Below are 21,456 nucleotides of genomic sequence, written 5' to 3'. Positions count from 1 at the left end.
ATGGGGAAGGGCCCAGCGCCCTTCCCCATCGCCGTTCCCGGCCGCGACGAGCGTCAGATGGGCATGGTCGCCATCGAACGGCACATCTCGGCGCAGCTGCGACACGCCTCCGCGCAGCGCTTCATCTGCGGGTCGTCGGGCATGGACATACACGCCTCGGCACACATGTCACACGCCTTGGCACACATCGCGCACATCTCGGGCGAGAGCGGCGAACGCCGCATCATCATGTCGGCGCACATGCGGGTCGCCTCGGAGCAGTCCATGAGCGCGCGCATGATGCGCATGTGTGCCTGGCCGCCCTCCATCGACATGCAGGAGCTCAGCGTCTCCTCGCACATCGTGTGGGTGGCCATGCACATGTTGACGCACTCCTGCATCTGCTTGGACATGGCCGTCATGGGTCCGGTCTGGGTCATGGCTCCTCCAGGTGGGGGGCGGGGTCCGGGGCGGTCCCCGTGTGGTTCCCGTCCTAAGCCCGACCGACCGGTAGTGCCATTCGGAACGCGGACCGAGAAGGCGCCCCGAGGGGCGCCTTCTCGCCGGATGCCGGTGCGGTTACGGCAGATTGCGGGCCATGACGATCCGCTGGACCTGGTTGGTGCCCTCGTAGATCTGGGTGATCTTCGCGTCGCGCATCATGCGCTCGACGGGGTAGTCGCGGGTGTAGCCGTAGCCGCCGAGGAGCTGGACGGCGTCCGTGGTGACCTCCATGGCGGTGTCGGAGGCGAAGCACTTGGCCGCCGCGCCCTGGAAGGTGAGGTCGGCGTCGCCGCGCTCGGAGGCGGCCGCGGCCTGGTAGGTGAGGGCGCGGGCGGCGGCGATCTTCATGGCCATGTCGGCGAGCATGAACTGGATGCCCTGGAAGTCGGCGATCGGCTTGCCGAACTGCTTGCGCTCCTGGACGTAGCCCTTGGCGTAGTCGAGGGCGCCCTGGGCGACGCCGAGGGCCTGGGCTGCGATGGTGATGCGGGTGTGGTCGAGGGTCTTCATCGCGGTGGCGAAGCCGGTGCCCTCGGCGCCGATCATGCGGTCGGCGGGGATGCGGACGTTGTCGAAGTAGACCTCACGGGTCGGCGAGCCCTTGATGCCGAGCTTCTTCTCCGGGGCGCCGAAGGAGACGCCCTCGTCGGACTTCTCGACGACGAAGGCGGAGATCCCCTTGGAGCGCTTCTCGGGGTCGGTCACGGCCATCACCGTGTAGTACTCGGAGACGCCCGCGTTGGTGATCCAGCGCTTCACGCCGTTGAGGACGTAGTGGTCGCCGTCGCGGACCGCCTTCGTCCTCATGCCGGCCGCGTCGGAGCCCGCCTCCGGCTCGGAGAGGCAGTACGAGAACATCGCGTCGCCCTTGGCCAGCGGCGTGAGGTACTTCTTCTTCAGGTCCTCGGAGCCGGAGAGGATCACCGGGAGCGAACCCAGCTTGTTCACGGCGGGGATGAGGGAGGAGGAGACGCAGGCGCGGGCGACCTCCTCGATCACGATGACCGTGGCGAGCGCGTCGGCACCGGCACCGCCGTACTCCTCGGGGACGTGCACGGCCTGCAGGTCGTTGGCGACCAGGGCGTCGAGCGCCTCCTGCGGGAAGCGGGCCTCCTCGTCGACCGCGGCGGCGTACGGGGCGATCTTCGCCTCGACCAGCGCGCGGACGACGTCGCGGAGCATGTCGTGCTCCTCGGACGGGCGGTACAGGTCGAAGTCAGCCGATCCGGCCAAGGTCCCTCACTCCAGACGCAGTGGTGCTGACGCTAATTACTGTTAAGTAACTCAAAGTTTAGAGCGCGGCCCACGGAACGGTGACGTGAGGTACGCGACAGCGGGAAAGTTGCCCGCAAGGGGGCCCGGTTATGCTCGGCCCCGCAGCAGCACCAATGTCCCCGAGCTGGAGCGTTCCATGAGCCTGAAGATCACTGTGATCGGCACCGGCTATCTCGGTGCCACGCATGCCGCGGCCATGGCGGAGCTCGGCTTCGAGGTGCTGGGGCTCGACGTCGTACCCGAGAAGATCGCGATGCTGGAGCGCGGCGAGACCCCGATGTACGAGCCGGGGCTCGACGAGCTGCTGCGCCGGCACGTGGCGGGCTTCGAGGGCTCCTCCGGGCGGCTGCGCTTCACCACCGACTGGGCCGAGGTGGGTGCCTTCGGCGATGTCCACTTCGTCTGTGTGAACACGCCGCAGAAGCACGGCGAGTACGCCTGCGACATGTCGTACGTCGACTCCGCGATCGCGTCGCTGGCCCCGCATCTGACCGGGCCCGCCCTCGTGGTCGGCAAGTCGACGGTGCCGGTCGGCTCGGCGGAGCGGCTGGCCGCCTACCTCGCCGAGAACGCGCCGGCCGGCGCCGAGGCCGAGCTGGCCTGGAACCCGGAGTTCCTGCGCGAGGGCTTCGCCGTCCAGGACACCCTGCACCCGGACCGGATCGTGGTCGGCGTGCGCGGCGAGCGGGCCGAGAAGCTGCTGCGCGAGGTGTACGCGAGGCCGGTCGGCGAGGGTACGCCGTTCGTGGTGACCGACTTCCCGACGGCCGAGCTGGTGAAGACCTCCGCGAACTCCTTCCTGGCCACGAAGATCTCCTTCATCAACGCGATGGCGGAGGTGTGCGAGGCCGCGGGCGGGGACGTGGCCAAGCTGGCGGAGGCGATCGGGCACGACGACCGGATCGGGAAGAAGTTCCTGCGCGCCGGGATCGGGTTCGGCGGCGGCTGCCTGCCGAAGGACATCCGTGCCTTCATGGCCCGTGCGGGTGAGCTGGGTGCCGACCAGGCGCTGACGTTCCTGCGCGAGATCGACTCCATCAACATGCGGCGCCGCGGCCAGATGGTCGAGATGGCCCGGGACGCCCTCGGCGGCGGGTCCTTCCTCGGGAAGCGGGTCGCGGTGCTCGGCGCGACGTTCAAGCCGGACTCGGACGACGTGCGGGACTCGCCGGCGCTGAACGTGGCCGGGCAGATCCATCTGCAGGGCGGCCAGGTGACGGTGTACGACCCGAAGGGGATGGCGAACGCCCGGCGGCTGTTCCCGACCCTTGGCTACGCGGAGGCTGCGCTGGAGGCCGTGCGGGGGGCGCATGTTGTGCTGCATCTGACGGAGTGGCGGGAGTTCCGGGAGCTGGATCCCGCGGCGCTGGGTGCCGTGGCCTCGGACAAGGTGATCCTCGACGGGCGTAATGCGCTGGATCCTGAGATCTGGCGGCGGGCCGGGTGGACGTATCGCGCCATGGGGCGTCCCACCGCGTGAGGCTGCGGGTGCGTGGGGGCTGAGCGCGCAGTTCCTCCCCCGGCCTTCGGCCGGGGGACCCCCAGCGCCCCTGAAAGGGCGCTCCGGCGCGGGGTGCCAAATGGAACCGGACGACACCGGTTCGGCCGAGGCTCAGTCGGCCGAACCGGTGTCTTGTTGCATTCTGCACCACGCGGCACATGCATATCCGGTGAACCGGCTGTGCCTTACCGGTCCTTGGCGCGGTACCGGTGCGACCGGGTCGGCGCAGGGCGCGGGCCGGGCAGAGGCCCAGATCCTGGCGAACCACCTCAGGATCCCCGATCGCGCCGAACCCGCCCACCATCACGGCGACCAGGAGACGATTCTCTACGTCATCAGCGGCACGTCCCGCTTCCGGTGGGGCGACAAGCTGGAGAGCGTGGCAGAGGCGGGCCCCGGAGACTTCGTGTTCATCCCCGGGCACGTCAGCCATCAGGAGATCCACGCCTCCCCGGAGGCGGAGACGGTCTGGGTCGTCGTGCGCTCCGGCGTCGATCCCATCGTGGTGAACCTTCCGGAGCTGGACGCCTTCGCGGAACCGGCGGCTGTCGAGTACACCCACCCCTAGGGGGCGAGGAACTCGGCGAGCGGGAAGGAGCGATGGCGACGTGGTGGCACCAGAAAGTTCTGCCGGTGGGTCGTGTTCAGGACCGAGTTGATGCCGGCGTGGGGGCTGCGCGGTGAGACGGGGAGTTTCATATCGGGATAGTGGCCGTCCATGGCGAGCCGAACGATGTTGAAGATTCCGATCGTCGGCTGGAACTGGATGAAGTGCAGCCCGGCCGCCGGCTTCGTGCTGTAGTGGTCCCCCGTGGGATCGGACGTGTAGTGGAACGGATTGTCCAGCGTGTCGAAGTCGCCGCGCACCGGGATGGTCGTCCCCGAGGGATATGACTTCCCGTAATTGCTGGTTTCCTGCTTTGTGGTGCTGTCCACCTCCGACATGCTCCCGGTGTGCCCGAAGGAGTGGTACTGCTTGACCCCTTCCGCCACTTGGGCCTCGGTCGGCCCTGGCGGCTGGAGGGCAAACGTACCCGGCGCGGGGGCGGGCTTCAGGCCCGGTTGGAGCATCGCCTGGACGCGGTCCGCGTACTGGGGGTAGTTCTTTTCGTACCAGGTCTCCAGGTCTTGGAACAGGTGCGAGAGATGCATGGTGGTGCCCTGTTTGAAGTAGCCGTTGGGCCACTGGTCGGTGAAACCGGGCAGGGTCTCGAGATTCGCGATGTTGTCGGGTCCCATGTTCGACACCAGGGTGGTGGCGAAACCGAGGAAGCCTTGGGCCTGTCGAGGAATCGACTGGGCGCCGGGGATGTTTGCTTTCAGCGCCAGCTTGCTCGGCAGGCCCTGTTGCCCGTAGAACCCGCCCCCGGAGAAACCCTGGCGGATACTCGTCACCTCGAACAGGCTGCCCGCCTGATTGCTTCCGGACCCGAAGACCGCGTTGGCGGCCGCCGTGATATTGGCGAGTGTGTCACTGCGGAGGAGCACCGCCACGTCGTTCTGTTCCAGGCGGACCGGCCCGAAGCCGGGCGGAGGCTGGTCGCTGGGGAACGTCCTGGCCTCCTGGAGCGCATAGACGGTGCGGCCCTGCGTCTTGGAGGTCATCAGATCCACCGGCAGATAGGCCGGGTAACGCGTTCCCGCCTTGAAGAAGTGCGACCCCTTGCCCAGGGTCGGGATGTAGTGGTGGAAATAGGGAAGTCCCCAGGCCACGGTGACGCCCACTCCCGAGGGAGTGGGCGGAAATTCACGTTCCAGCGCCACGATGGCGGACTCGAGATGGTGCTGTGCCTCCTGCAACGCCCTGGCATTCGCCGGAACCTTCAGCTTCGCGGTGAGGACGTGATCGTGCAGGGCCGGCACCCGGACCGCGATCGTTCCCTTGCTGCTGCGCACGGCCGAGCCATCGACCATGATTACCTGCTCGTTCTGCAGGATGTACTGCTCCTGGACGGGCGGACCGGCAGAGGCGGTGGGACGGTCCGGCGGTTCCACGATCGCATCGATCATCTTGTAGATGCCGACAGATGCCAGAGCGGCACCGAAGGTGCCCGCCGTCCCCTGGAGAAGGCGTCGCCTGTTCAGGGCTTTTCCAGCTCCGCCCACAGGCCCGTTTTCGTTGCCGCCCGCCATGATTCCCTCGCTGTGGAAAAGATGTCCGCCATCACCCGGCATCGAATTTTCGACCCGCCCAAACGGCCGCTACTCGCCTTTCCTGCCACGAACGCACGCCGGAGGGGGCTGGGGGCGGAATATCGGATTCGCCGCGCCGATATAACAACACGAGCCCCAAGGCCTTCGAAGTCAACACGCCGCCGGGTCATCGAGGCCGACCGTACGAGCAGGAACCCAACTCCTGACAGCGGCGCCCTTCGGAACGGGCGTGCTGAACCATCGGTGAAATCCCGACGGGGATACGAAGACGTCGCCCGCCGCGGTGCCGAGCACTGCCCAGGGCCGGCGGCGCGTCGGTGGGTGCCGACGATGACTGAGGAACCTCCCTCGTGGTTAGGAAGTCCTGGAGGTAACTCCCACTCCAAGGAGGAAGTCATGGCTCTCGCCAAGCTCGGTGTCGTCGTCCTGGACTGCCCCGACCCGTCCGCGCTGGCCGGTTTCTACGCCGGCGTGCTGGGCGGCAGTGTCGAGGGGGACGGGGACTGGGTGGACCTGGCGGTGCCCGGCGGGCAGGCGCTGGCGTTCCAGAAGGCACCCGGATTCGTGGCGCCGCAGTGGCCCGCGCCCGACGACTCGCAGCAGTTCCACCTGGACCTGGTGGTGGACGACCTGGACGCGGCCGAGAAGGGGGTGCTGGAGCTGGGTGCGAAGCCGCTGGACGCGGCGGACCGGGAGCGCACCTTCCGGGTGTACGCCGACCCGGCGGGGCATCCGTTCTGTCTCTGCGCCTGCTGACCGAGGAGGTTCCGTGGCATCCATCGCCCGTCTGCGCAACGTGGTGCTCGACTGTCCCGACCCGCACGCGCTGGCCGCCTTCTACGCGGCCGTCGCGGGCGGTTCCCCGGTGGTCGAGGAGGAGGACTGGGTCGTGCTGCGGCTGCCGGACGGGCTGCGGCTGTGCTTCCAGCTGGCGGAGGGGTACACCCCGCCCGAGTGGCCGCGCGCCGACCACGGCTCCCAGCAGTTCCATCTCGACTTCGACGCGGGGCCGGCCTGGGAGGACGTGGACGCGGCGGAGGAGAAGGTGCTGGCCCTCGGGGCGCGGCTGCTGCGGCGGGAGGAGGACCAGGTGGCGGAGGACTTCCGGGTGTTCGCCGACCCGGCCGGGCATCCCTTCTGTCTCTGCCGGATCGGCTGATCAGGCCTCGGTGTCGGCCGGGCGGGGCGGGTTCGGGTCCCTGCGGCGCTGGGTGGCGCGGGCGGTGAAGTCGGCGCTGCGCAGCGCCCGCTGGACGTTTCCCCAGGTCAGCAGGGACAGTTCGGTCTCCGACCAGCCGCGCTGGAGCAGTTCGGCGATCAGGTGGGGGTAGCGGGAGGTGTCGTCGAGGTCGCGGGGGTGGGCAGCGCCGGAGTCGAAGGTGCCGGAGAGGGCGACGCACTCGGGGCCCGCGACCACGCGGATGTGGTCGAGGTGGTCGGCGACGTCCGGGAGGGTCGGCCCGGTCTGCTCGGCGCTCAGCGGCACCATGCACACGCCCTTGTGCTCGCCCAGCTGCCCGAGCAGCTCGTCGGAGAGGTTGGCGGGGTGCGGGCGTACGGCCGCGGCGGCGGAGCGGGTGCACAGGACCGGCGTCTTGGAGAGCGCCAACGTCCGGGCGAGGGCGGCCTCCGGGGCGCCGGACAGGTCGGCGAGGACCCCGAGCCGGTTCATCTCCCGGACCACCTCCTCGCCGAACCGGGTCAGCCCCGCCTCGCCCGCCCACACGGCACCGGCCAGCGAGAGCACGCGCACGCCCAGGGACTGCAGGACCCGCAGGATGCCGAGGGAGTCGCCGACGGCGGCAGCGGAGGCCGGCCCGAGGACGACGGCGACCCGGCCGCAGTTGCGGGCGTCGATGACCTGCCCGGCGGTGCGCACCAGGCGGAGCCCCTCCGGGTGCATCTCGACCACCCGGCGCACCAGGTCCAGCTGCTCCAGGGTGGCCCCCACGGCCCGGTCGCCCCGCTCCCGCGCCGGCAGGTCCAGCGACCAGAACAGCGCGCCCACGTGCCCCTCGCGCAGCCGGGGCACGTCGGTGGCCACGGCCGTCTCGCCCAGCTCCAGGTCGTACCAGGGCAGCGCGCCGAGCGCCCGGGGCAGCCCGCAGTAGCCGTCCGCGACCGGATGCGCCTCCAGCAGCTCGTGGGCCCGCTCCAGGACCGCGGCACCGGACTCCATTCGGAAGGGGTCGTCCGGAAGGCAGTCCTCCCTGCCGACCTCGGTCGTGGTGTGGATGTCGTGCTGGAGGTCGGCCATGAAAGGCTCCGTACGTCGTCGTGAGCTACGTCGTGAAGGGGCTGTAGCTCACCGTCGCACGGCCGACCGGGAGGGTTCCTGGTGGACGGGGCGTTCGGGGGTACGCCCCGAACGCCCGGCCCGTCCGACCGGCTTTCGCCGGTCAGCCGTCCAGGTCGGAGATGGTCGCGTGGGACGGCCCCCGCGTCTCCTGGAGGCCGCGAGCCACGTCCTCCGCGGCTCCCAGCACCCGGACCGCGTTCTGCCAGGTCAGCTTGGCCAGGTCGGACCTGGACCAGCCGCGGTCCAGCAGCTCGGCGACGAGGTTGGGGTAGCCGGAGACGTCGTTCAGACCGTCGGGGGTGAAGGCGGTGCCGTCGTAGTCGCCGCCGATGCCGAGGTGGTCGATGCCGGCGACCTCGCGCATGTGGTCGAGGTGGTCGGCGACCGTGGCGGTGGTGGCGACCGGGCGCGGGGTGGTCTCCTCGAAGGCCCGGTGGACCTTCATGGCCGCCTCGGTGGTGTCGAGGTGGTGGAAGCCGTGGGCGCGCATGTTGTCGTCGGCCGCCGCCGTCCAGTCGACCGCCGCCTGGAGCACGAACTTCGGTACGAACGTCACCATCGCCATGCCGCCGTTGCCGGGAAGACGTTCGAGGACGTCGTCCGGGATGTTGCGGGGGTGGTCGCAGACGGCCCGGGCGGAGGAGTGGGAGAAGATCACCGGGGCGGAGCTGGTGTCGAGGGCGGCGTGCATGGTCGTGGCCGCCACGTGGGAGAGGTCGACCAGCATGCCCAGCCGGTTCATCTCGCGCACGACCTCGCGGCCGAAGGCCGACAGGCCGCCGACGTTCGGCTCGTCGGTCGCCGAGTCCGCCCAGTCGTTGTTGTCGTTGTGGGTGAGCGTCATGTAGCGCACGCCCAGCTCGTACAGACCGCGCAGGGTGCCCAGCGAGTTGTCGATGGAGTGACCGCCCTCCGCGCCCATCAGGGAGGCGATGCGGCCCTCGGCGCGCGCGGCCTCCATGTCGGCGGCGGTCAGCGCGGCCCGCAGGTCGGCCGGGTAACGGGCGATCAGCTGCCGTACGCAGTCGATCTGTTCGAGGGTCGCCGGGACCGCGCCGGGCAGGTCCGAACGGACGTACACCGACCAGTACTGCGCACCGACGCCGCCCTCCCGCAGCCGCGGGATGTCGGTGTGCAGGTGGGCGTTCTGGTGGGCGGCGATGTCCAGGGCGTCGAGGTCGTAGCGGACCTGCTCGCGCAGTGCGTACGGCAGGTCGTTGTGGCCGTCGACGACCGGGAACTCGCGCAGCAGGGACCGGGCTTCATCGAGGGACGTCATTGCGTGTTACTTCCCGGAGTCCTACTTGCCGAAGCCGAAGCCGTTCGAGCCCTCGACCTTGGCCCGCAGCCGCTTGCCCTTGTCGGTGGCCTGGTCGTTGAGGTCCTGCTGGAAGTCGCGCATCTTCTGCAGCAGGTCCTCGTCGTGGGCGGCGAGGATGCGGGCGGCCAGCAGACCGGCGTTGCGGGCACCGGCGACGGAGACGGTGGCGACCGGGACGCCGGCCGGCATCTGCACGATGGACAGGAGGCTGTCCATGCCGTCGAGGTACTTCAGCGGGACGGGCACGCCGATGACCGGGAGGGGGGTGACGGAGGCGAGCATGCCGGGCAGGTGGGCGGCGCCGCCCGCGCCCGCGATGATCACCTTCAGACCGCGCTCGGCGGCGTGCTCACCGTAGGTCACCATCTCGCGCGGCATGCGGTGCGCGGAGACGACGTCCACCTCGTACGCGATCTCGAACTCGTCGAGGGCCTTGGCGGCGGCCTCCATGACGGGCCAGTCGGAGTCCGAACCCATGACGATGCCGACAACGGGGCTCATCTCAATCTCCTTGCGTACCTGCTCGGCCTCGGGCCGAGGGTGTGGGTAGGCACCTCGCTCGCAAGCGGGAGCGGTTCATCCGGATCCGCACGACAGGATTCCCTGGCTGCCAGACATGCTTACATCAAAGGACCGCAGATCCCTCCCCAAGGGGAGAGGCCGAAGTCAATCGGTGATCGTGCCTCTCAGGTAGCCGGCAGCGTGACGTGCGCGCTCGAGAACGTCTTCCAGGTCGTCGCCGTAGGTGTTGACGTGGCCGACCTTACGGCCGGGCTTCACGTCCTTGCCGTACATATGGATCTTCAGTCTGGGGTCGCGGGCCATGCAGTGCAGGTACGCGGAGTACATGTCCGGGTAGTCGCCGCCCAGGACGTTGACCATGACCGTCCACCTGGCGCGGGGCCGCGGGTCGCCGAGGGGCAGGTCGAGGACGGCCCGCACGTGGTTGGCGAACTGGCTGGTGATCGCGCCGTCCTGGCTCCAGTGGCCGCTGTTGTGCGGGCGCATCGCCAGTTCGTTGACGAGGATGCGGCCGTCGCGGGTCTGGAACAGCTCGACGGCCAGGTGGCCGACCACGCCCAGTTCCTTGGCGATCCGCAGGGCCATCTCCTCGGCCTGCAGCGCGAGGGACTCCTCCAGGTCGGGGGCGGGCGCGATCACGGTGTCGCAGACGCCGTTGACCTGCTGCGACTCCACCACCGGGTAGGCGACGGCCTGGCCGTGCGGGGAGCGGACGACGTTGGCGGCGAGCTCACGCACGTAGTCGACCTTCTCCTCGGCGAGGACCGGCACGCCGGCCCGGAAGGGGTCGGCGGCCTCCTCGGCGGTCTCGACGACCCACACGCCCTTGCCGTCGTAGCCGCCGCGCACGGTCTTCAGGACGACGGGGAAGCCGTCGCCCTCGGCCGCGAACCGGACCACGTCCTCCTGGTCGGTCACGATCCGGTGCCGCGGGCACGGCACGCCGATCTCCGTGAGCTTCGCCCGCATCACGCCCTTGTCCTGGGCGTGCACCAGCGCCTCCGGGCCGGGGCGCACGGGGATGCCGTCCGCCTCCAGGGCCCGCAGGTGCTCGGTGGGCACGTGCTCGTGGTCGAAGGTGATCACGTCGCAGCCGCGTGCGAACGCGCGCAGCGTCTCCAGGTCGCGGTAGTCGCCGACGACGACATCGCTCACCACCTGGGCCGCTGAATCCTGGGGGGTGTCACTGAGGAGCTTGAACCTGATGCCCAGCGGGATGCCCGCCTCGTGCGTCATACGCGCGAGCTGACCCCCGCCGACCATGCCGACTACCGGAAACGTCACGCCCCTAGGGTATCGGCCACTCCGGGGTGGCCAGTTTCCGCGCCCGCGACCAGGGCTCTTACCCGCCGCTTCGAGGCCTCTTGCCCTGCTTTTCCCGCGCCTTTCCGGAGCTCTTCCCAAGCCTTTCCCGACCTGTGTCGCCATCCACAGGCATCGGAGATACTGGGTCGTTAGAGTGGCTGGGTCGCAATACCTACGGACGGGAGCCCGCACAACCATGGAACGTGGTTCCTCGGGGCTGCAACGGCTCGTACGCGAAGTCGCCAAGTTCGGCGCGGTCGGCGGGGCCGGCATTCTCGTCAATCTCGGCGTCTTCAACCTGGTCCGGCACGTCACCGACCTGCCCGTGGTGCGGGCGAGCGTCATAGCGACGGTCGTCGCGATCGCCTTCAACTACCTCGGCTTCCGCTACTGGACGTACCGGGACCGCGAGAAGAACGGCCGCACCAAGGAACTCACCCTGTTCCTGCTGTTCAGCGCGGTCGGCCTGGTGATCGAGAACGGTCTGCTGTACCTGGCCACCTACGGCTTCGGCTGGGACAGCCCGCTGCAGAGCAACGTCTTCAAGTTCGTCGGCATCGGCGTGGCGACCCTGTTCCGTTTCTGGTCGTACCGCACGTGGGTGTTCAAGGCGCTGCCGGCGCGTGAGGCGGTCGCCGACGCGGAGGCCCTCCTGGAGCGGGCCGTCGACACCGAGCAGCCCGCGCAGCGGGTCCGCTAGCGCTTCCTCACCGGACCGTCGGCAGGTCGTCCTCCGGCTTGTGCGGCGGCGGGGTGCGGGACAGGAAGAGGCCGAACACCGGCGGCTGGGCCTGGAGCAGCTCCAGGCGGCCTCCGTCGGCCTCCGCGAGGTCGCGTGCGACGGCCAGCCCGATCCCGGTGGAGTTGCGGCCGCTGATGGTCCGCTCGAAGATGCGGTTGCCGAGATCGGCCGGCACCCCCGCCCCCTCGTCGGTCACCTCGACCACGGCCTGGTTGCCGGTGACCCGGGTCCGCAGGGCGACGGTGCCGCCCCCGTGCATCAGCGAGTTCTCGATCAGCGCGGCCAGCACCTGCGCCACCGCGCCCGGCGTGCCGACCGCGCGCAGGTGGCGCTTGCCGGAGCTGACGATCGCCCGGCCCACGCCCCGGTAGGCGGGCCGCCACTCGGCGAGCTGCTGCTGGATGACCTCGTCCAGGTCGAAGGAGACGGCGGAGCCGGTGCGCGGGTCCCGGGAGTTCGTCAGCAGCCGCTCCACGACGTCCGTGAGCCGCTCCACCTGCGTGAGCGCGACGTTCGCCTCCTCCTTCACGATGTCCGGGTCGTCGGTGAGGGTGATCTCCTCGAGGCGCATGGACAGCGCGGTCAGGGGGGTGCGCAGCTGGTGGGAGGCGTCGGCGGCGAGGCGCCGTTCGGCGGTGAGCATCCGCCCGATCCGCTCGGCGGAGGAGTCCAGCACGTCGGCGACCCGGTCCAGCTCGGGCACGCCGTAGCGCTTGTGCCGCGGGCGCGGGTCGCCGGATCCCAGCCGCTCGGCGGTCTCCGCGAGGTCGGTGAGCGGGGACGCCAGCCGGTTGGCCTGCCGGATGGCGAGCAGCACGGCGGCGATCACGGCGAGCAGCGCGACGGCCCCGATGATCAGCAGCGTCCGGCCGACCTCCCGGGTCACCGTCGACCGCGGCTCCTGGACGGTGACCGTCTCGCCTTCCTCGCCGTCGGCCGTGTAGTGGATGACGTCGCCCTCGGGCTTCGCACCCAGCTCGATCGGCGCCTTGCCCGGGATCCGGATGACGGCGTACTGCTCCTTGCCGACCTGGCTCCGCAGTATCTCGGCGGTGACGTCCTCGTCCCCGAGGATTCGGCTGTCGACGATGCTGGCGAGACGCAGCGCCTCGGAGTCGACCCGTTCCTGGGCGCTGTTGCTGATGGTCCGCGACTCGACGATGACGAGAGAGACACCGAAGACGGCGATGACCACGAGCACGACGGCGAGGGTGGACTGAATCAGACGACGACGCACGGCACTCTCCGGGAAACGGCGACTTCAGCGCCCCGGACGGGGCACGGGGCGGAGACATGTGCGGCCCCGCCGCGCGGGCGTGACCGGCCCATGGCGACGGCTGGTCGCACCATGTCTCATCAGCCGCCCACGGCGCGACGCGCGTAGCCGACCTAGCTCTTCTCGAAACGGAACCCGACGCCACGCACGGTAGCGATGTACCGGGGGTTCGCCGCGTCGTCGCCGAGCTTCTTGCGCAGCCACGAGATGTGCATGTCGAGCGTCTTGGTCGACGACCACCACGTGGTGTCCCAGACCTCCCGCATCAGCTGGTCCCGCGTGACGACCCGCCCCGCGTCCCGCACCAGCACCCGCAGCAGGTCGAACTCCTTCGCCGTGAGCTGGAGCTCCTCGTCGCCCATCCATGCCCGGTGCGACTCGACGTCGATGCGCACCCCGTGCGTGGCCGGCGGCTGGGCCGGCTCCGCGGCACCGCGCCGCAGCAGCGCCCGCACCCGGGCGAGCAGTTCCGCGAGGCGGAACGGCTTGGTGACGTAGTCGTCGGCGCCCGCGTCGAGGCCGACGACGGTGTCCACCTCGTCGGCCCGCGCGGTCAGGATGAGGATCGGCACGGCGTGGCCCTCGGCACGCAGCCGGCGCGCCACCTCCAGGCCGTCCATGCCGGGCAGCCCGAGGTCCAGCACGACCAGGTCGACGCCGCCCTGCATTCCGGCGTCGAGCGCGGTGGGTCCGTCCTCGCGCACCTCCACCTCGTAACCTTCCCGGCGCAGTGCGCGGGCCAGCGGCTCCGAGATGGACGCGTCGTCCTCGGCGAGCAGTACACGGGTCATGGGGTGATGGTAGTCCGATTACGCGCAGTACTGGAGTGTGATCGGCACCAGGGATTCTTACCTTGGGGCACAGTGGTACGAACCTGTGGGCGAGAGGTGCGATCGTAGGAGGGACCTTCGAAACCGGGTGCGAGGTTCCCCCGACACCTGTGATCCGCGTCTCAAGTCCTTCCATATCCGGCAGTGTCCTGACGTACAGTGACGTGAACGCCTGTAGTACACCCGGGGACCTTTGGTGGGCATGTTGACACTGAAGGTCTCTTTTGTGTGCGGGCTGGCCCGCCAGCCTCGAAAGGAATGACCTCTGGCCGGGCTCCGGACGCGACGCAGCGTCACGGGGCGTGGATCCCGGTGGTCGCCGTCCGCCGCTCCGTGATGCGGGGCGGACTCCCCCTGGGCGTGGGGTGGACGGTACGACCCGCCGGTGCCGGCCGCTCCCCCCACGGGCGCGCACAGCCCCACCGCGCGCTCCGACCAGCAAGGAACGACCATGGCGTCCAGCCTGACGAAGGACTCGGTCCGCCCGGGCACCCCCGGTTCCGAGAAGACCTTCTTCGGCCACCCCCGCGGACTGGCCACCCTCTTCATGACCGAGATGTGGGAGCGATTCTCCTACTACGGCATGAAGGCCCTGCTCCCGCTGTACCTGGTCGCTCCCGGCGGCCTGCACATGAACGCGGCCACGGCGACGGCGATCTACTCCGTGTACCTGTCGCTCGTGTACCTGCTCGCCCTGCCGGGCGGCTGGTTCGCCGACCGTGTGCTCGGCCCCCGCAGGACGGTCGCCGTCGCGGGCACGATCATCATGCTCGGCCACCTGACGCTGGCGCTGCCCAGCGCCGGCACCTTCTTCGCGGGCCTCGGCCTGGTCGCCATAGGTTCCGGGCTGCTGAAGGCCAACATCTCCACGATGGTCGGCCACCTGTACGACGGCCCGGACGACCCGCGCCGTGACGGTGGCTTCACGCTCTTCTACATCGGCATCAACCTGGGCGCGTTCGCCGCGCCGCTGGTCATCGGCACGGTCGGCGAGAACTACAACTGGCACCTGGGCTTCGCGCTGGCCGCGGTCGGCATGGCGCTGGGTCTCGCCCAGTTCCTGCTCGGCACCCGCCACCTGAGCTCGCGCTCGGACGTCGTCCCGACGCCGCTGTCCGCCGCGGAGAAGAAGGCGACGCTGACGAAGGCCGGTCTCTGGGCCGCCGTCGCCGCGGTCTTCTACCTCGTGGTGGGTGTCTCCGGCGTCTACACGCTGAACTGGCTGCTGGTCCCGATCACGATCGCCGGCCTGCTGATCCCGGTCTTCGTCATCGCCCGCATCAAGCGCGACAAGGACCTGGACCGCGCCGAGCAGTCCAAGATGAGCGCGTACATCTGGTTCTTCGTGGCCGCCGCCGTCTTCTGGATGATCTACGACCAGGGCGGCTCGACCGTCTCCCTGTTCGCCGACGCGTCCGCGAAGAACACGATCTTCGGCTGGAACTTCCCGGTCTCCTGGTACCAGTCCGTCAACCCGGTCATGATCATGGCGTTCGCGCCGGTCTTCGCCTGGGCCTGGCTGGCGATGGCGCGGCGCGGCAAGGAGCCGAGCACGGCCGCGAAGTTCGCCGGTGGCCTGGTGCTGATCGGAGCGTCGTTCTTCCTGTTCCTCGCGCCGCTGTCGATCGCGGACGGCGGGCACAAGGCCGCGGCGATGTGGCTGGTCGGGATCTACTTCGTGCAGACCGTGGGTGAGCTCCTGCTGTCTCCCGTGGGTCTGTCCGTGACGACCAAGATGGCGCCGGCGAAGTACGCGTCCCAGATGATGGGTGTGTGGTTCCTCGCGGTCACCGCGGGTGACGCGACGACCGGTCTGCTGTCCATCGCGGGTGTCGACCTGAACAAGACGGGGATCGTGACGCTGCAGGCGGCGCTCGCCGTGGCCGCCGGTCTGGCCGTGTGGATGTACCGCAAGAAGGTACGCGAGCTCATGGGCGACGTGCACTGATCGTCTTCTGACGGAGGGCCACCGCATCTTCTGGATGGGGTGGCCCTCGTGCGTTGTCGGCTAACGGTTCGTGGGGGCCGGCCGCACCCCTGGAAGCAGGCCGGTCACCTCGTCCTCTTCCGGGGCATGAAGGTGAAGACCGCACCGCCCAGGAGGATCGCCGTTCCCGCCACCAGGCCCAGCGCCTTCAGTGCGCCGTTGCTGTTGTCACCGGTCTCGGCGAGGCCGCCGCTGCTGCTGCCGCCGCTCGACGAGCCGCCCGACGTGGACGTGCCGCCCGATGCCCCGCTCGCCTGCTGCGTCGTGTCCAGGGTCAGCGAGACCTCGGTCTTCGTCGGGGTGCAGGTGGTCGTCGTACCGAGGGCCTCGACCGTCAGGACACCCGGTGACAGCGTCGACTCGCCGCTCGCGCCCGGCTTGTAGGTGCCCGTCAGGTCCGGGATCTCGATCGGGTCGCCGGACTTGATGGCGGAGGAGTTGGTGGGGCCCTCCACATGGACCGTGCCCCTGTCGGCGCCGCCCAGGACCACCTCCATCGACGGCTTCACGGAGTCCGCCGGGATGTCGGCCGGGCTGTCCATCACCGACCCGTTGAACTGCACGGTGAGGGCGAAACTCCCGCCGTCCTTCTTGGCGTTGATCTGCACCGGCGAGGTCGCGCTCTTGTCGCCGATGGGGGTCTTGCAGGCGTAGGGGATGTCGACCTGCTTGCCCGTGAAGTCGGTCTGACCACCGCCCGTGCCGTCGGAGGGCGACGCGGAGGCGGAGGACGACGCCGAGGCCGAGTCGGAGGGGGACGCCGACGCCGAGTCGGAGGGGGACGCCGAGGCCGAGGTGCTGTCCGAGGGGCTCGCCGAGTCGCTCGAACCGCTGCCGGTCACCTCGATCGTGGCCGCCTTCTCCACCGTGCCCGTCGGGGTGCACACGGTGTTCGTCCCGTACGCGTTGACCGTGTACGCGTCCGGGGCGAGCGTCACCTCGCCGGGCGACGTCAGCTTCAGCGTGCCCGTCATGTCGGACAGCACCATGTCGCCGCCCTTGGGGATCGCCGGGTTCTCGCGCGGCCCCTGCATGGCGATGTCCGCGGTCTGCGCGCCGGCCGCCTTGACCGTGCCGGACGGCTGGACCGTGTTCGCGGGCAGGTCGATGATGTTCGGGTTCTTGGACGCGGCCTGCACGAACTTCCAGGTGACGTCGACGGTGTCACCGACCTTCGCGGTGGCGGGGGCGGTGATCTCGACCTTGGTGGTCCCGTCGATCGGGTCGGCGACCCCGGCGGGCGGTACGCAGTGGGTGGCGTACGACACCTCGGCCGCCTGGGCGGTCCCCGCGGCCGTGCCGAGCAGGGCGCCCGCCCCGGCGAGGACCAGGGCGGCCGCCGCCGCGCCCGCTCTGGCCGGTACCGGTGTCACTCTCCTTCGCATGATCACGTCGGTCCTTTCGTGGTCGGAGTCGTGGGACTCGCGGAACTGTCGTCGTGCGGTGCGGAGAGCCGGCCGGCCGTCGCGCCCGGACCGGAGTCCGGGGTGAACCACGGCAGGGTCGAGGTAGTGGGGTCCGCCGGGGGCGCGGGCTCCGTGGCGCGCAGACGCGGCACGCGGAGGACCGGGCGGGGCATCCCCCGGTGCCGGATGCCGCCGGCACGGGGCGGCCGTACCCGGTCCACCACCGCCATGCCGATGCGGAAGACGGCGGCGGGTACGACCGCGCAGAGCAGGAGCCAGAACAGGGTCACGCCCCAGGGGCGGCCGACGCCCCAGGGCTGTTCGGCGAGGACCCTGCCGTCGTACCGCAGGGACACGGTGTAGTCGCCGTGCGCCCCGGCGGAGAGTTCGACGGGCAGTTTGACCTGCGCCTTCTTGCCCGGTGCCAGAGTGCCGCGCCACTGCTGCTCGTCCCACTGGGGGGCGAACACGCCGTGCGCGGTGCCGACCTGGAAGACGGGGTCCTTCAGGGTGGAGGTACCCGCGTTGCCGACGGTGAAGACGAGGGTGCGGGTGGGGGGTGCGCCGAACCAGGTCAGCAGGCCCGAGGAGCCGTCGAGGCGGGTGTCGGTCAGCATCGACAGACGGCCACCGGTGGACTCGGCGGGCAGTGCCTTGACCGGGTGTCCGGCGACCCGGAAGGCGGCGTCCGCGTCGGCACTGGCACCGGTCACGGTGGCCACATGCACCACGCAGGGGCAGGGCACCGGCGGTTCGGCGACCGGAAGCTGCTTGCTGAAGGACCCGTCGGCGTCGGTGGTGACGGCCCGTCCGTCGGCGTTGGCGCAGGAGTTGGTGCCGCCGAGCACGCCCCGGGACGGGCTGGACTGGCCGCAGACCAGCATCATCAGCAGGGTGTGCGGTCGCCATCCGGTGCCGCTGACGGTGACCGAACCGCCGGTGCCGGCCTGGGACTTGGAGACCCTGACGGTCGGCCCCGCGGCAGCTGCCGCCGTGGGCGCGACGACCAGTGCGAACACCGCCGCCAGCGCCGTCAGTGCCGCCAGTACCGGGACCGGTCTCGGGACCGCACGCACCCTCACCTCGCTGCTCCCGTCAACTCGACGTCCGTGTCCGTGTCGGTGCCCGTGTCCGTGTCCGTGTCCGTCGACAGGGGTTCGGCCGCCTGACCGGCGCGTCGCCCGCGCAGTCGTACGACCGTCAGCGCGGCCCCCGCCGTCAGCGCGCCCGCGACGCCCGCGACCACGTTCCAGGGCACGAACCGCGCCTCGGTGCCGGCCGTGTCGTGCGCGCCGTCCGCCGCGGTCGCCGTCAGCCGGACGTCGACCGCGTCCAGCGCGGGGTGGCCGGGCCATGGCTCGCTGAGTTCGGTGCGGGTGCCGGGGGCGAGCCGGACCGGGAGGGGGCGCGCGGCCCGGTCCAGCAGGACCCGGCCGAACAGGCCGTGGGCGCGCACCGCCAGCTTCGGTGCGAGCACGGTCGTACCCCGGTTGACCAGTTCGTAGGTGATGCGGTCAGCGTGCACGGCGACGTGTTCGACGGTCAGCGCAGAGAGCGCGGGGCCGCCGACGCGCAGCCGGATGCGGGCGGTGACGGTGCGACCGTCGGCGTCCTTCGCGACGAGCGTGCCGCTGCGGTCGCCGGGGGCCGCGCCCGCCGGGACGGTCACGGTGAAGGGGACGTCCGCGCGGGTCCGGGCGGGAACCCGGACGGCCTGCTCGGCGAAGATGACGGGGAGGCCGGTACCGGCCAGCCCCACCGTGACGGCGCGGCGGCCGGAGTTGGTCACCGACACGGTGTCCTGGAGGACCGATCCGGGGGCGCCCTCGGCGTAGAAGGAGGGGCGGCCGCCGCCCGCGGGCGCGAGCGACCAGCCCACGGCCGCCGAGGCGCGCGGGGCGGTGGCGAGCAGGGTCAGCGCGGCGAGGCCGAGGACACGGGCGGCGGACCGGGCGGCGGACGGGGCGGACGGCATGGGCGGCTCCAGCGGTCGGACCCGGAGGTCAGCGGCGTGCGGTCTGGTTCCGCCGGGTCAGCCAGAGGGTGCCCGCCGCGCCGGCGAGCAGGACGGTGCCGCCGAGCGTGCCGAGAGCGACGAACGAGTCCTCGGGACCGGTCTTCGGGAGGGTGCCTCCGGAGTCGGTGCCGGTGCTGCCGGACGACGAGCCGGAACCGCTCGACCCGCCGCCCGCCGCGGTCACGTCCAGGGTCAGGGACGGGCCGGGGTTGTTGGTGGGGTTGCAGGTGGTCGTCGTACCGAGCGCCTTGATGGTGAGCGTGGCCGCCGTGAACGTCACCTTGCCGGACTTCTCCGGGGTGTAGGTGCCGCTCAAGTCGTTGATCTTGATGGGGGTGTTGGCGGGGATCGCGGCCTGGTTGGCGGCGCCGGTGACGTTCAGGGTGCCGCTGTCGGCACCGCCGAGCCTGATGGTGGCGCTCGGGTTCATCGCGCCCTTGCCGAGTTCGACGGGGCTGGAGGAGACGCCCTTCTGCCAGGACATCGTGATCTTGTATCCGCTGCCGCTCTTGACGCCCTTGATGTCGATCGGGGAGACGGCGCTCTTGGCGCCGATCGGCGTCTTGCACTGGTAGTTGACGTTGACGACGGTGGCGTGCGCCGCGGGGGCGGCGAACAGCACCGCCGATCCGGCCAGGGCGGCGGCGGACGCGAGCACGGCGGTACGTTTCGGGTACGACGACACGGTCGGTCCACCCCATTCGCTACTGACGAGGTATCAGATTCGGCCGTCAAGGTACGCCGGGGCCCATGAGGAGGGAAGAGAAAGGGCGTGGCGGAAGTGTGGGGATGCCGAAGCGCCCCGTGAGCTTTGACGCCCCAGGGGGAGCGTCCCGTCAGGGGCGCTGGGGGTCCCCCCGGCCGAAGGCTGGGGGAGGAACTGCGCGGCCAACTCCCCACCGGCCGCGAGCCGCAGAGCAAGCCGTCACGGCGCCCTTCTCAGGCCGGTGCCCCCAACTCCGCCCACACGGTCTTCCCGGTCGCCCCCGGCGCCCGCACAACACCCCAGTCCAGACACAGCCGTTGCACGATGAACATCCCGTGCCCGCCCGGCCGCCCCGCCCGGTGCGGCGTCCGCGGCGCCGGCTCCCCGACCCCCCGGTCGGACACCTCCACCCGGATCACCTTCTTGTCGCAGGCCAGGAACAGCTCGTCCGGCCCCTCCGCGTGCAGGCACGCGTTGGTGACGAGCTCGGAGACGACGAGCAGCACATCCTCGGCGGCCGCCCTGCGGTCGGCCGTCGCGGCCGGCAGCCACCCCCACGCGTGCAGGGCCTGGCGGGTGAAATCGCGGGCGAGCGGTACCACCCCGCTCTCGCCGTGGAGGCGCAGCCTGCGGACCTGACGACCCCCCGCCGAGGACGGCAGCTCGTCGGACGCCGCCCCCTCGGACATCCCCGAAGCGCCGCTGGGCTCCGGGCCGCGGTCGCCCGGCGGGTAAGGCCGGGTGGTGCTCATCAGCGCTTCACCTCACCGATTCACCGGTTCACATGGAAAATTTCGCGTTGCTGCAGTTCGTACGGGCCTGTCGGCGCGATCGACTCGAACGGGGCCGGGCCGGGCGACGACAGATCCAGGATCTCTCCTGCCCGAGCGATCCGCGGGAACACCCCCCGGTTCCGGACGCCGGGCCGGCCGGGGCTCAGCCCTCGCCGCCGGTACTGCCGGTCCCGCCACCCCTGCCGTCCTCGCCGGCCAGCGCCGCCTCGACGGAGTCGTGCACGGTGAAGACCGCCTCGGCGCCGGTGATCTCGAAGACCCGGGCGACGACGGGCAGCATCCCGGCGAGGTGCACCCCGCCCCCGGCGGCCTCGGCCCGCAACCGGGCACCGAGCAGCACGTTGAGCCCGGTGGAGTCGCAGAACTCGAGCCGCGAGCAGTCGACGACAAGGCGTGAGAACCCCTTGTCGAGAAGATCGTCGAGCGGCTCGCGCAACAGGTCGGCGGTGTGGTGATCGAGCTCACCCGCAGGAATCACGACGGCACTGGAGCCCTCTTCCCGCACTTCCACCAGAAGCCGGCCCGACTGTGCGCTGCCGACCGTCCCGTGGTCCATTGCCGTCTCTCTCCCGAGGTCGTGACCGCTTTTGCCACCGTCTGACCGTTGTCTGACGATGCCCACCGATGTCTGCCGAACGCCGTGTCGGCGCCCTCGAACATTACGCCTTCTGCACGCAACCCGACACCCGAACTACCTCGCACAACCGGACAAACCACAATAGAACGGACTTGCGAGTGGCTCGGCGGAGCGGGTAGGGCTAGTAGGGACACGTAACCGACACGGCCGGCTTTGGAGGCGCCGCACACCGCAGTGCACGCACGGCTCCGGCAGCCTTAT

At 70.5% G+C, this 21,456-nt stretch carries 21 protein-coding genes; 6 read left to right on the top strand and 15 right to left on the bottom strand.

Translation table 11 applies throughout. From position 1 onward, the window contains the following. Positions 1-53: 53 nt before the first annotated feature. Entirely contained in the window at positions 54-419 is a 366-nt protein-coding gene (locus AB0472_RS37510; RefSeq protein ID WP_366363456.1) for a four-helix bundle copper-binding protein, read from the bottom strand. A gap of 139 nt (positions 420-558) precedes the next feature. Continuing rightward, positions 559-1,716: an acyl-CoA dehydrogenase gene (locus tag AB0472_RS37505; RefSeq protein WP_366363454.1), complete on the bottom strand. Its 1,158-nt coding sequence runs from the start codon at positions 1,714-1,716 to the stop codon at positions 559-561. Between the two features lie 178 nt (positions 1,717-1,894). Between AB0472_RS37505 and AB0472_RS37500 the strand changes: the two genes are divergently transcribed. Both AB0472_RS37500 and AB0472_RS37495 read left to right on the top strand, forming a co-directional pair. Next, positions 1,895-3,238, top strand: a complete 1,344-nt coding sequence (locus AB0472_RS37500) for a UDP-glucose/GDP-mannose dehydrogenase family protein (RefSeq protein WP_366363452.1) — start codon at positions 1,895-1,897, stop codon at positions 3,236-3,238. 190 nt (positions 3,239-3,428) lie between these two features. Continuing rightward, positions 3,429-3,827 carry a cupin domain-containing protein gene (locus AB0472_RS37495; protein WP_366363450.1) on the top strand — a complete coding sequence of 133 codons (399 nt, stop codon included), beginning with the start codon at positions 3,429-3,431 and terminating at the stop codon, positions 3,825-3,827. On the opposite strand, the gene AB0472_RS37490 is transcribed toward AB0472_RS37495, so the two are convergent. After that, positions 3,824-5,392: a hypothetical protein gene (locus AB0472_RS37490; RefSeq protein WP_366363448.1), complete on the bottom strand. Its 1,569-nt coding sequence runs from the start codon at positions 5,390-5,392 to the stop codon at positions 3,824-3,826. The two genes, AB0472_RS37495 and AB0472_RS37490, sit on opposite strands and share 4 nt — an antisense overlap. A 417-nt stretch (positions 5,393-5,809) precedes the next feature. Between AB0472_RS37490 and AB0472_RS37485 the strand changes: the two genes are divergently transcribed. Continuing rightward, positions 5,810-6,169, top strand: a complete 360-nt coding sequence (locus AB0472_RS37485) for a VOC family protein (protein ID WP_366363446.1) — start codon at positions 5,810-5,812, stop codon at positions 6,167-6,169. A 13-nt stretch (positions 6,170-6,182) separates the two neighbouring features. Beyond that, the gene (locus AB0472_RS37480; protein ID WP_366363445.1) at positions 6,183-6,572 is read left to right on the top strand and encodes a VOC family protein; all 390 of its coding nucleotides are present in this window, start codon (positions 6,183-6,185) and stop codon (positions 6,570-6,572) included. Here the strand turns inward: AB0472_RS37480 and AB0472_RS37475 are convergent, their stop codons facing one another. From AB0472_RS37475 to AB0472_RS37460, 4 genes are all read right to left on the bottom strand, one after another. After that, positions 6,573-7,670, bottom strand: a complete 1,098-nt coding sequence (locus AB0472_RS37475) for a dipeptidase (RefSeq protein ID WP_366363443.1) — start codon at positions 7,668-7,670, stop codon at positions 6,573-6,575. A 142-nt stretch (positions 7,671-7,812) separates the two neighbouring features. Beyond that, complete coding sequence (locus tag AB0472_RS37470) at positions 7,813-8,991, bottom strand: dipeptidase (RefSeq protein ID WP_366363441.1); 1,179 nt, start codon at positions 8,989-8,991, stop codon at positions 7,813-7,815. Positions 8,992-9,012: 21 nt separating this feature from the next. Continuing rightward, complete coding sequence (gene purE / locus AB0472_RS37465) at positions 9,013-9,534, bottom strand: 5-(carboxyamino)imidazole ribonucleotide mutase (RefSeq protein ID WP_366363439.1); 522 nt, start codon at positions 9,532-9,534, stop codon at positions 9,013-9,015. A gap of 165 nt (positions 9,535-9,699) precedes the next feature. Continuing rightward, on the bottom strand, positions 9,700-10,839 hold the full coding sequence (locus AB0472_RS37460; protein ID WP_366363438.1) for a 5-(carboxyamino)imidazole ribonucleotide synthase: 1,140 nt from the start codon (positions 10,837-10,839) through the stop codon (positions 9,700-9,702). Between the two features lie 217 nt (positions 10,840-11,056). On the opposite strand from AB0472_RS37460, the gene AB0472_RS37455 reads away from it, so the two are divergent. Next, the gene (locus AB0472_RS37455; protein ID WP_366363436.1) at positions 11,057-11,560 is read left to right on the top strand and encodes a GtrA family protein; all 504 of its coding nucleotides are present in this window, start codon (positions 11,057-11,059) and stop codon (positions 11,558-11,560) included. A 7-nt stretch (positions 11,561-11,567) separates the two neighbouring features. Here AB0472_RS37455 and AB0472_RS37450 read toward each other — a convergent pair whose 3' ends face one another. Further along, on the bottom strand, positions 11,568-12,839 hold the full coding sequence (locus AB0472_RS37450) for an ATP-binding protein (RefSeq protein ID WP_366363434.1): 1,272 nt from the start codon (positions 12,837-12,839) through the stop codon (positions 11,568-11,570). 152 nt (positions 12,840-12,991) lie between these two features. Beyond that, on the bottom strand, positions 12,992-13,669 hold the full coding sequence (locus tag AB0472_RS37445) for a response regulator transcription factor (protein WP_016436346.1): 678 nt from the start codon (positions 13,667-13,669) through the stop codon (positions 12,992-12,994). A 490-nt stretch (positions 13,670-14,159) separates the two neighbouring features. Between AB0472_RS37445 and AB0472_RS37440 the strand changes: the two genes are divergently transcribed. Next, complete coding sequence (locus AB0472_RS37440) at positions 14,160-15,656, top strand: oligopeptide:H+ symporter (protein WP_366363432.1); 1,497 nt, start codon at positions 14,160-14,162, stop codon at positions 15,654-15,656. 104 nt (positions 15,657-15,760) lie between these two features. On the opposite strand, the gene AB0472_RS37435 is transcribed toward AB0472_RS37440, so the two are convergent. The 6 genes from AB0472_RS37435 to AB0472_RS37410 form a co-directional block, all read right to left on the bottom strand. Next, positions 15,761-17,080 carry a hypothetical protein gene (locus AB0472_RS37435; protein ID WP_366363431.1) on the bottom strand — a complete coding sequence of 440 codons (1,320 nt, stop codon included), beginning with the start codon at positions 17,078-17,080 and terminating at the stop codon, positions 15,761-15,763. A 2-nt stretch (positions 17,081-17,082) separates the two neighbouring features. Continuing rightward, the gene (locus tag AB0472_RS37430) at positions 17,083-18,138 is read right to left on the bottom strand and encodes a hypothetical protein (protein ID WP_366363503.1); all 1,056 of its coding nucleotides are present in this window, start codon (positions 18,136-18,138) and stop codon (positions 17,083-17,085) included. A 41-nt stretch (positions 18,139-18,179) separates the two neighbouring features. Beyond that, positions 18,180-19,076: a hypothetical protein gene (locus AB0472_RS37425; RefSeq protein ID WP_366363429.1), complete on the bottom strand. Its 897-nt coding sequence runs from the start codon at positions 19,074-19,076 to the stop codon at positions 18,180-18,182. A gap of 28 nt (positions 19,077-19,104) precedes the next feature. Then, positions 19,105-19,803 carry an LPXTG cell wall anchor domain-containing protein gene (locus AB0472_RS37420; protein ID WP_366363427.1) on the bottom strand — a complete coding sequence of 233 codons (699 nt, stop codon included), beginning with the start codon at positions 19,801-19,803 and terminating at the stop codon, positions 19,105-19,107. Between the two features lie 254 nt (positions 19,804-20,057). Further along, positions 20,058-20,576 (bottom strand): ATP-binding protein, encoded by a 519-nt coding sequence (locus AB0472_RS37415; protein WP_366363425.1) that lies wholly within the window; start codon positions 20,574-20,576, stop codon positions 20,058-20,060. A gap of 184 nt (positions 20,577-20,760) precedes the next feature. Continuing rightward, the gene (locus AB0472_RS37410; RefSeq protein ID WP_366363423.1) at positions 20,761-21,174 is read right to left on the bottom strand and encodes an STAS domain-containing protein; all 414 of its coding nucleotides are present in this window, start codon (positions 21,172-21,174) and stop codon (positions 20,761-20,763) included. Positions 21,175-21,456 lie beyond the last annotated feature (282 nt).

It is taken from the genome of Streptomyces sp. NPDC086777 (genome assembly GCF_040702065.1).
Classification (GTDB): domain Bacteria; phylum Actinomycetota; class Actinomycetes; order Streptomycetales; family Streptomycetaceae; genus Streptomyces.
The sequence above is the reverse complement of the archived record's forward strand: the minus strand, read 5'-3'. Positions and strand labels throughout refer to the sequence as shown.

What these genes read in the sequence shown, in the direction of transcription:
- AB0472_RS37485 (WP_366363446.1), top strand. Translation starts at nt 5,810, where the DNA reads ATGGCTCTCGCCAAGCTCGGTGTCGTCGTCCTGGACTGCCCCGACCCG.
- AB0472_RS37435 (WP_366363431.1), bottom strand. Translation starts at nt 17,080, where the DNA reads ATGCGAAGGAGAGTGACACCGGTACCGGCCAGAGCGGGCGCGGCGGCG.
- AB0472_RS37440 (WP_366363432.1), top strand. Translation starts at nt 14,160, where the DNA reads ATGGCGTCCAGCCTGACGAAGGACTCGGTCCGCCCGGGCACCCCCGGT.
- AB0472_RS37500 (WP_366363452.1), top strand. Translation starts at nt 1,895, where the DNA reads ATGAGCCTGAAGATCACTGTGATCGGCACCGGCTATCTCGGTGCCACG.
- AB0472_RS37490 (WP_366363448.1), bottom strand. Translation starts at nt 5,392, where the DNA reads ATGGCGGGCGGCAACGAAAACGGGCCTGTGGGCGGAGCTGGAAAAGCC.
- AB0472_RS37455 (WP_366363436.1), top strand. Translation starts at nt 11,057, where the DNA reads ATGGAACGTGGTTCCTCGGGGCTGCAACGGCTCGTACGCGAAGTCGCC.
- AB0472_RS37425 (WP_366363429.1), bottom strand. Translation starts at nt 19,076, where the DNA reads ATGCCGTCCGCCCCGTCCGCCGCCCGGTCCGCCGCCCGTGTCCTCGGC.
- AB0472_RS37410 (WP_366363423.1), bottom strand. Translation starts at nt 21,174, where the DNA reads ATGGACCACGGGACGGTCGGCAGCGCACAGTCGGGCCGGCTTCTGGTG.
- AB0472_RS37445 (WP_016436346.1), bottom strand. Translation starts at nt 13,669, where the DNA reads ATGACCCGTGTACTGCTCGCCGAGGACGACGCGTCCATCTCGGAGCCG.
- AB0472_RS37510 (WP_366363456.1), bottom strand. Translation starts at nt 419, where the DNA reads ATGACCCAGACCGGACCCATGACGGCCATGTCCAAGCAGATGCAGGAG.
- purE (WP_366363439.1), bottom strand. Translation starts at nt 9,534, where the DNA reads ATGAGCCCCGTTGTCGGCATCGTCATGGGTTCGGACTCCGACTGGCCC.
- AB0472_RS37475 (WP_366363443.1), bottom strand. Translation starts at nt 7,670, where the DNA reads ATGGCCGACCTCCAGCACGACATCCACACCACGACCGAGGTCGGCAGG.
- AB0472_RS37415 (WP_366363425.1), bottom strand. Translation starts at nt 20,576, where the DNA reads ATGAGCACCACCCGGCCTTACCCGCCGGGCGACCGCGGCCCGGAGCCC.
- AB0472_RS37470 (WP_366363441.1), bottom strand. Translation starts at nt 8,991, where the DNA reads ATGACGTCCCTCGATGAAGCCCGGTCCCTGCTGCGCGAGTTCCCGGTC.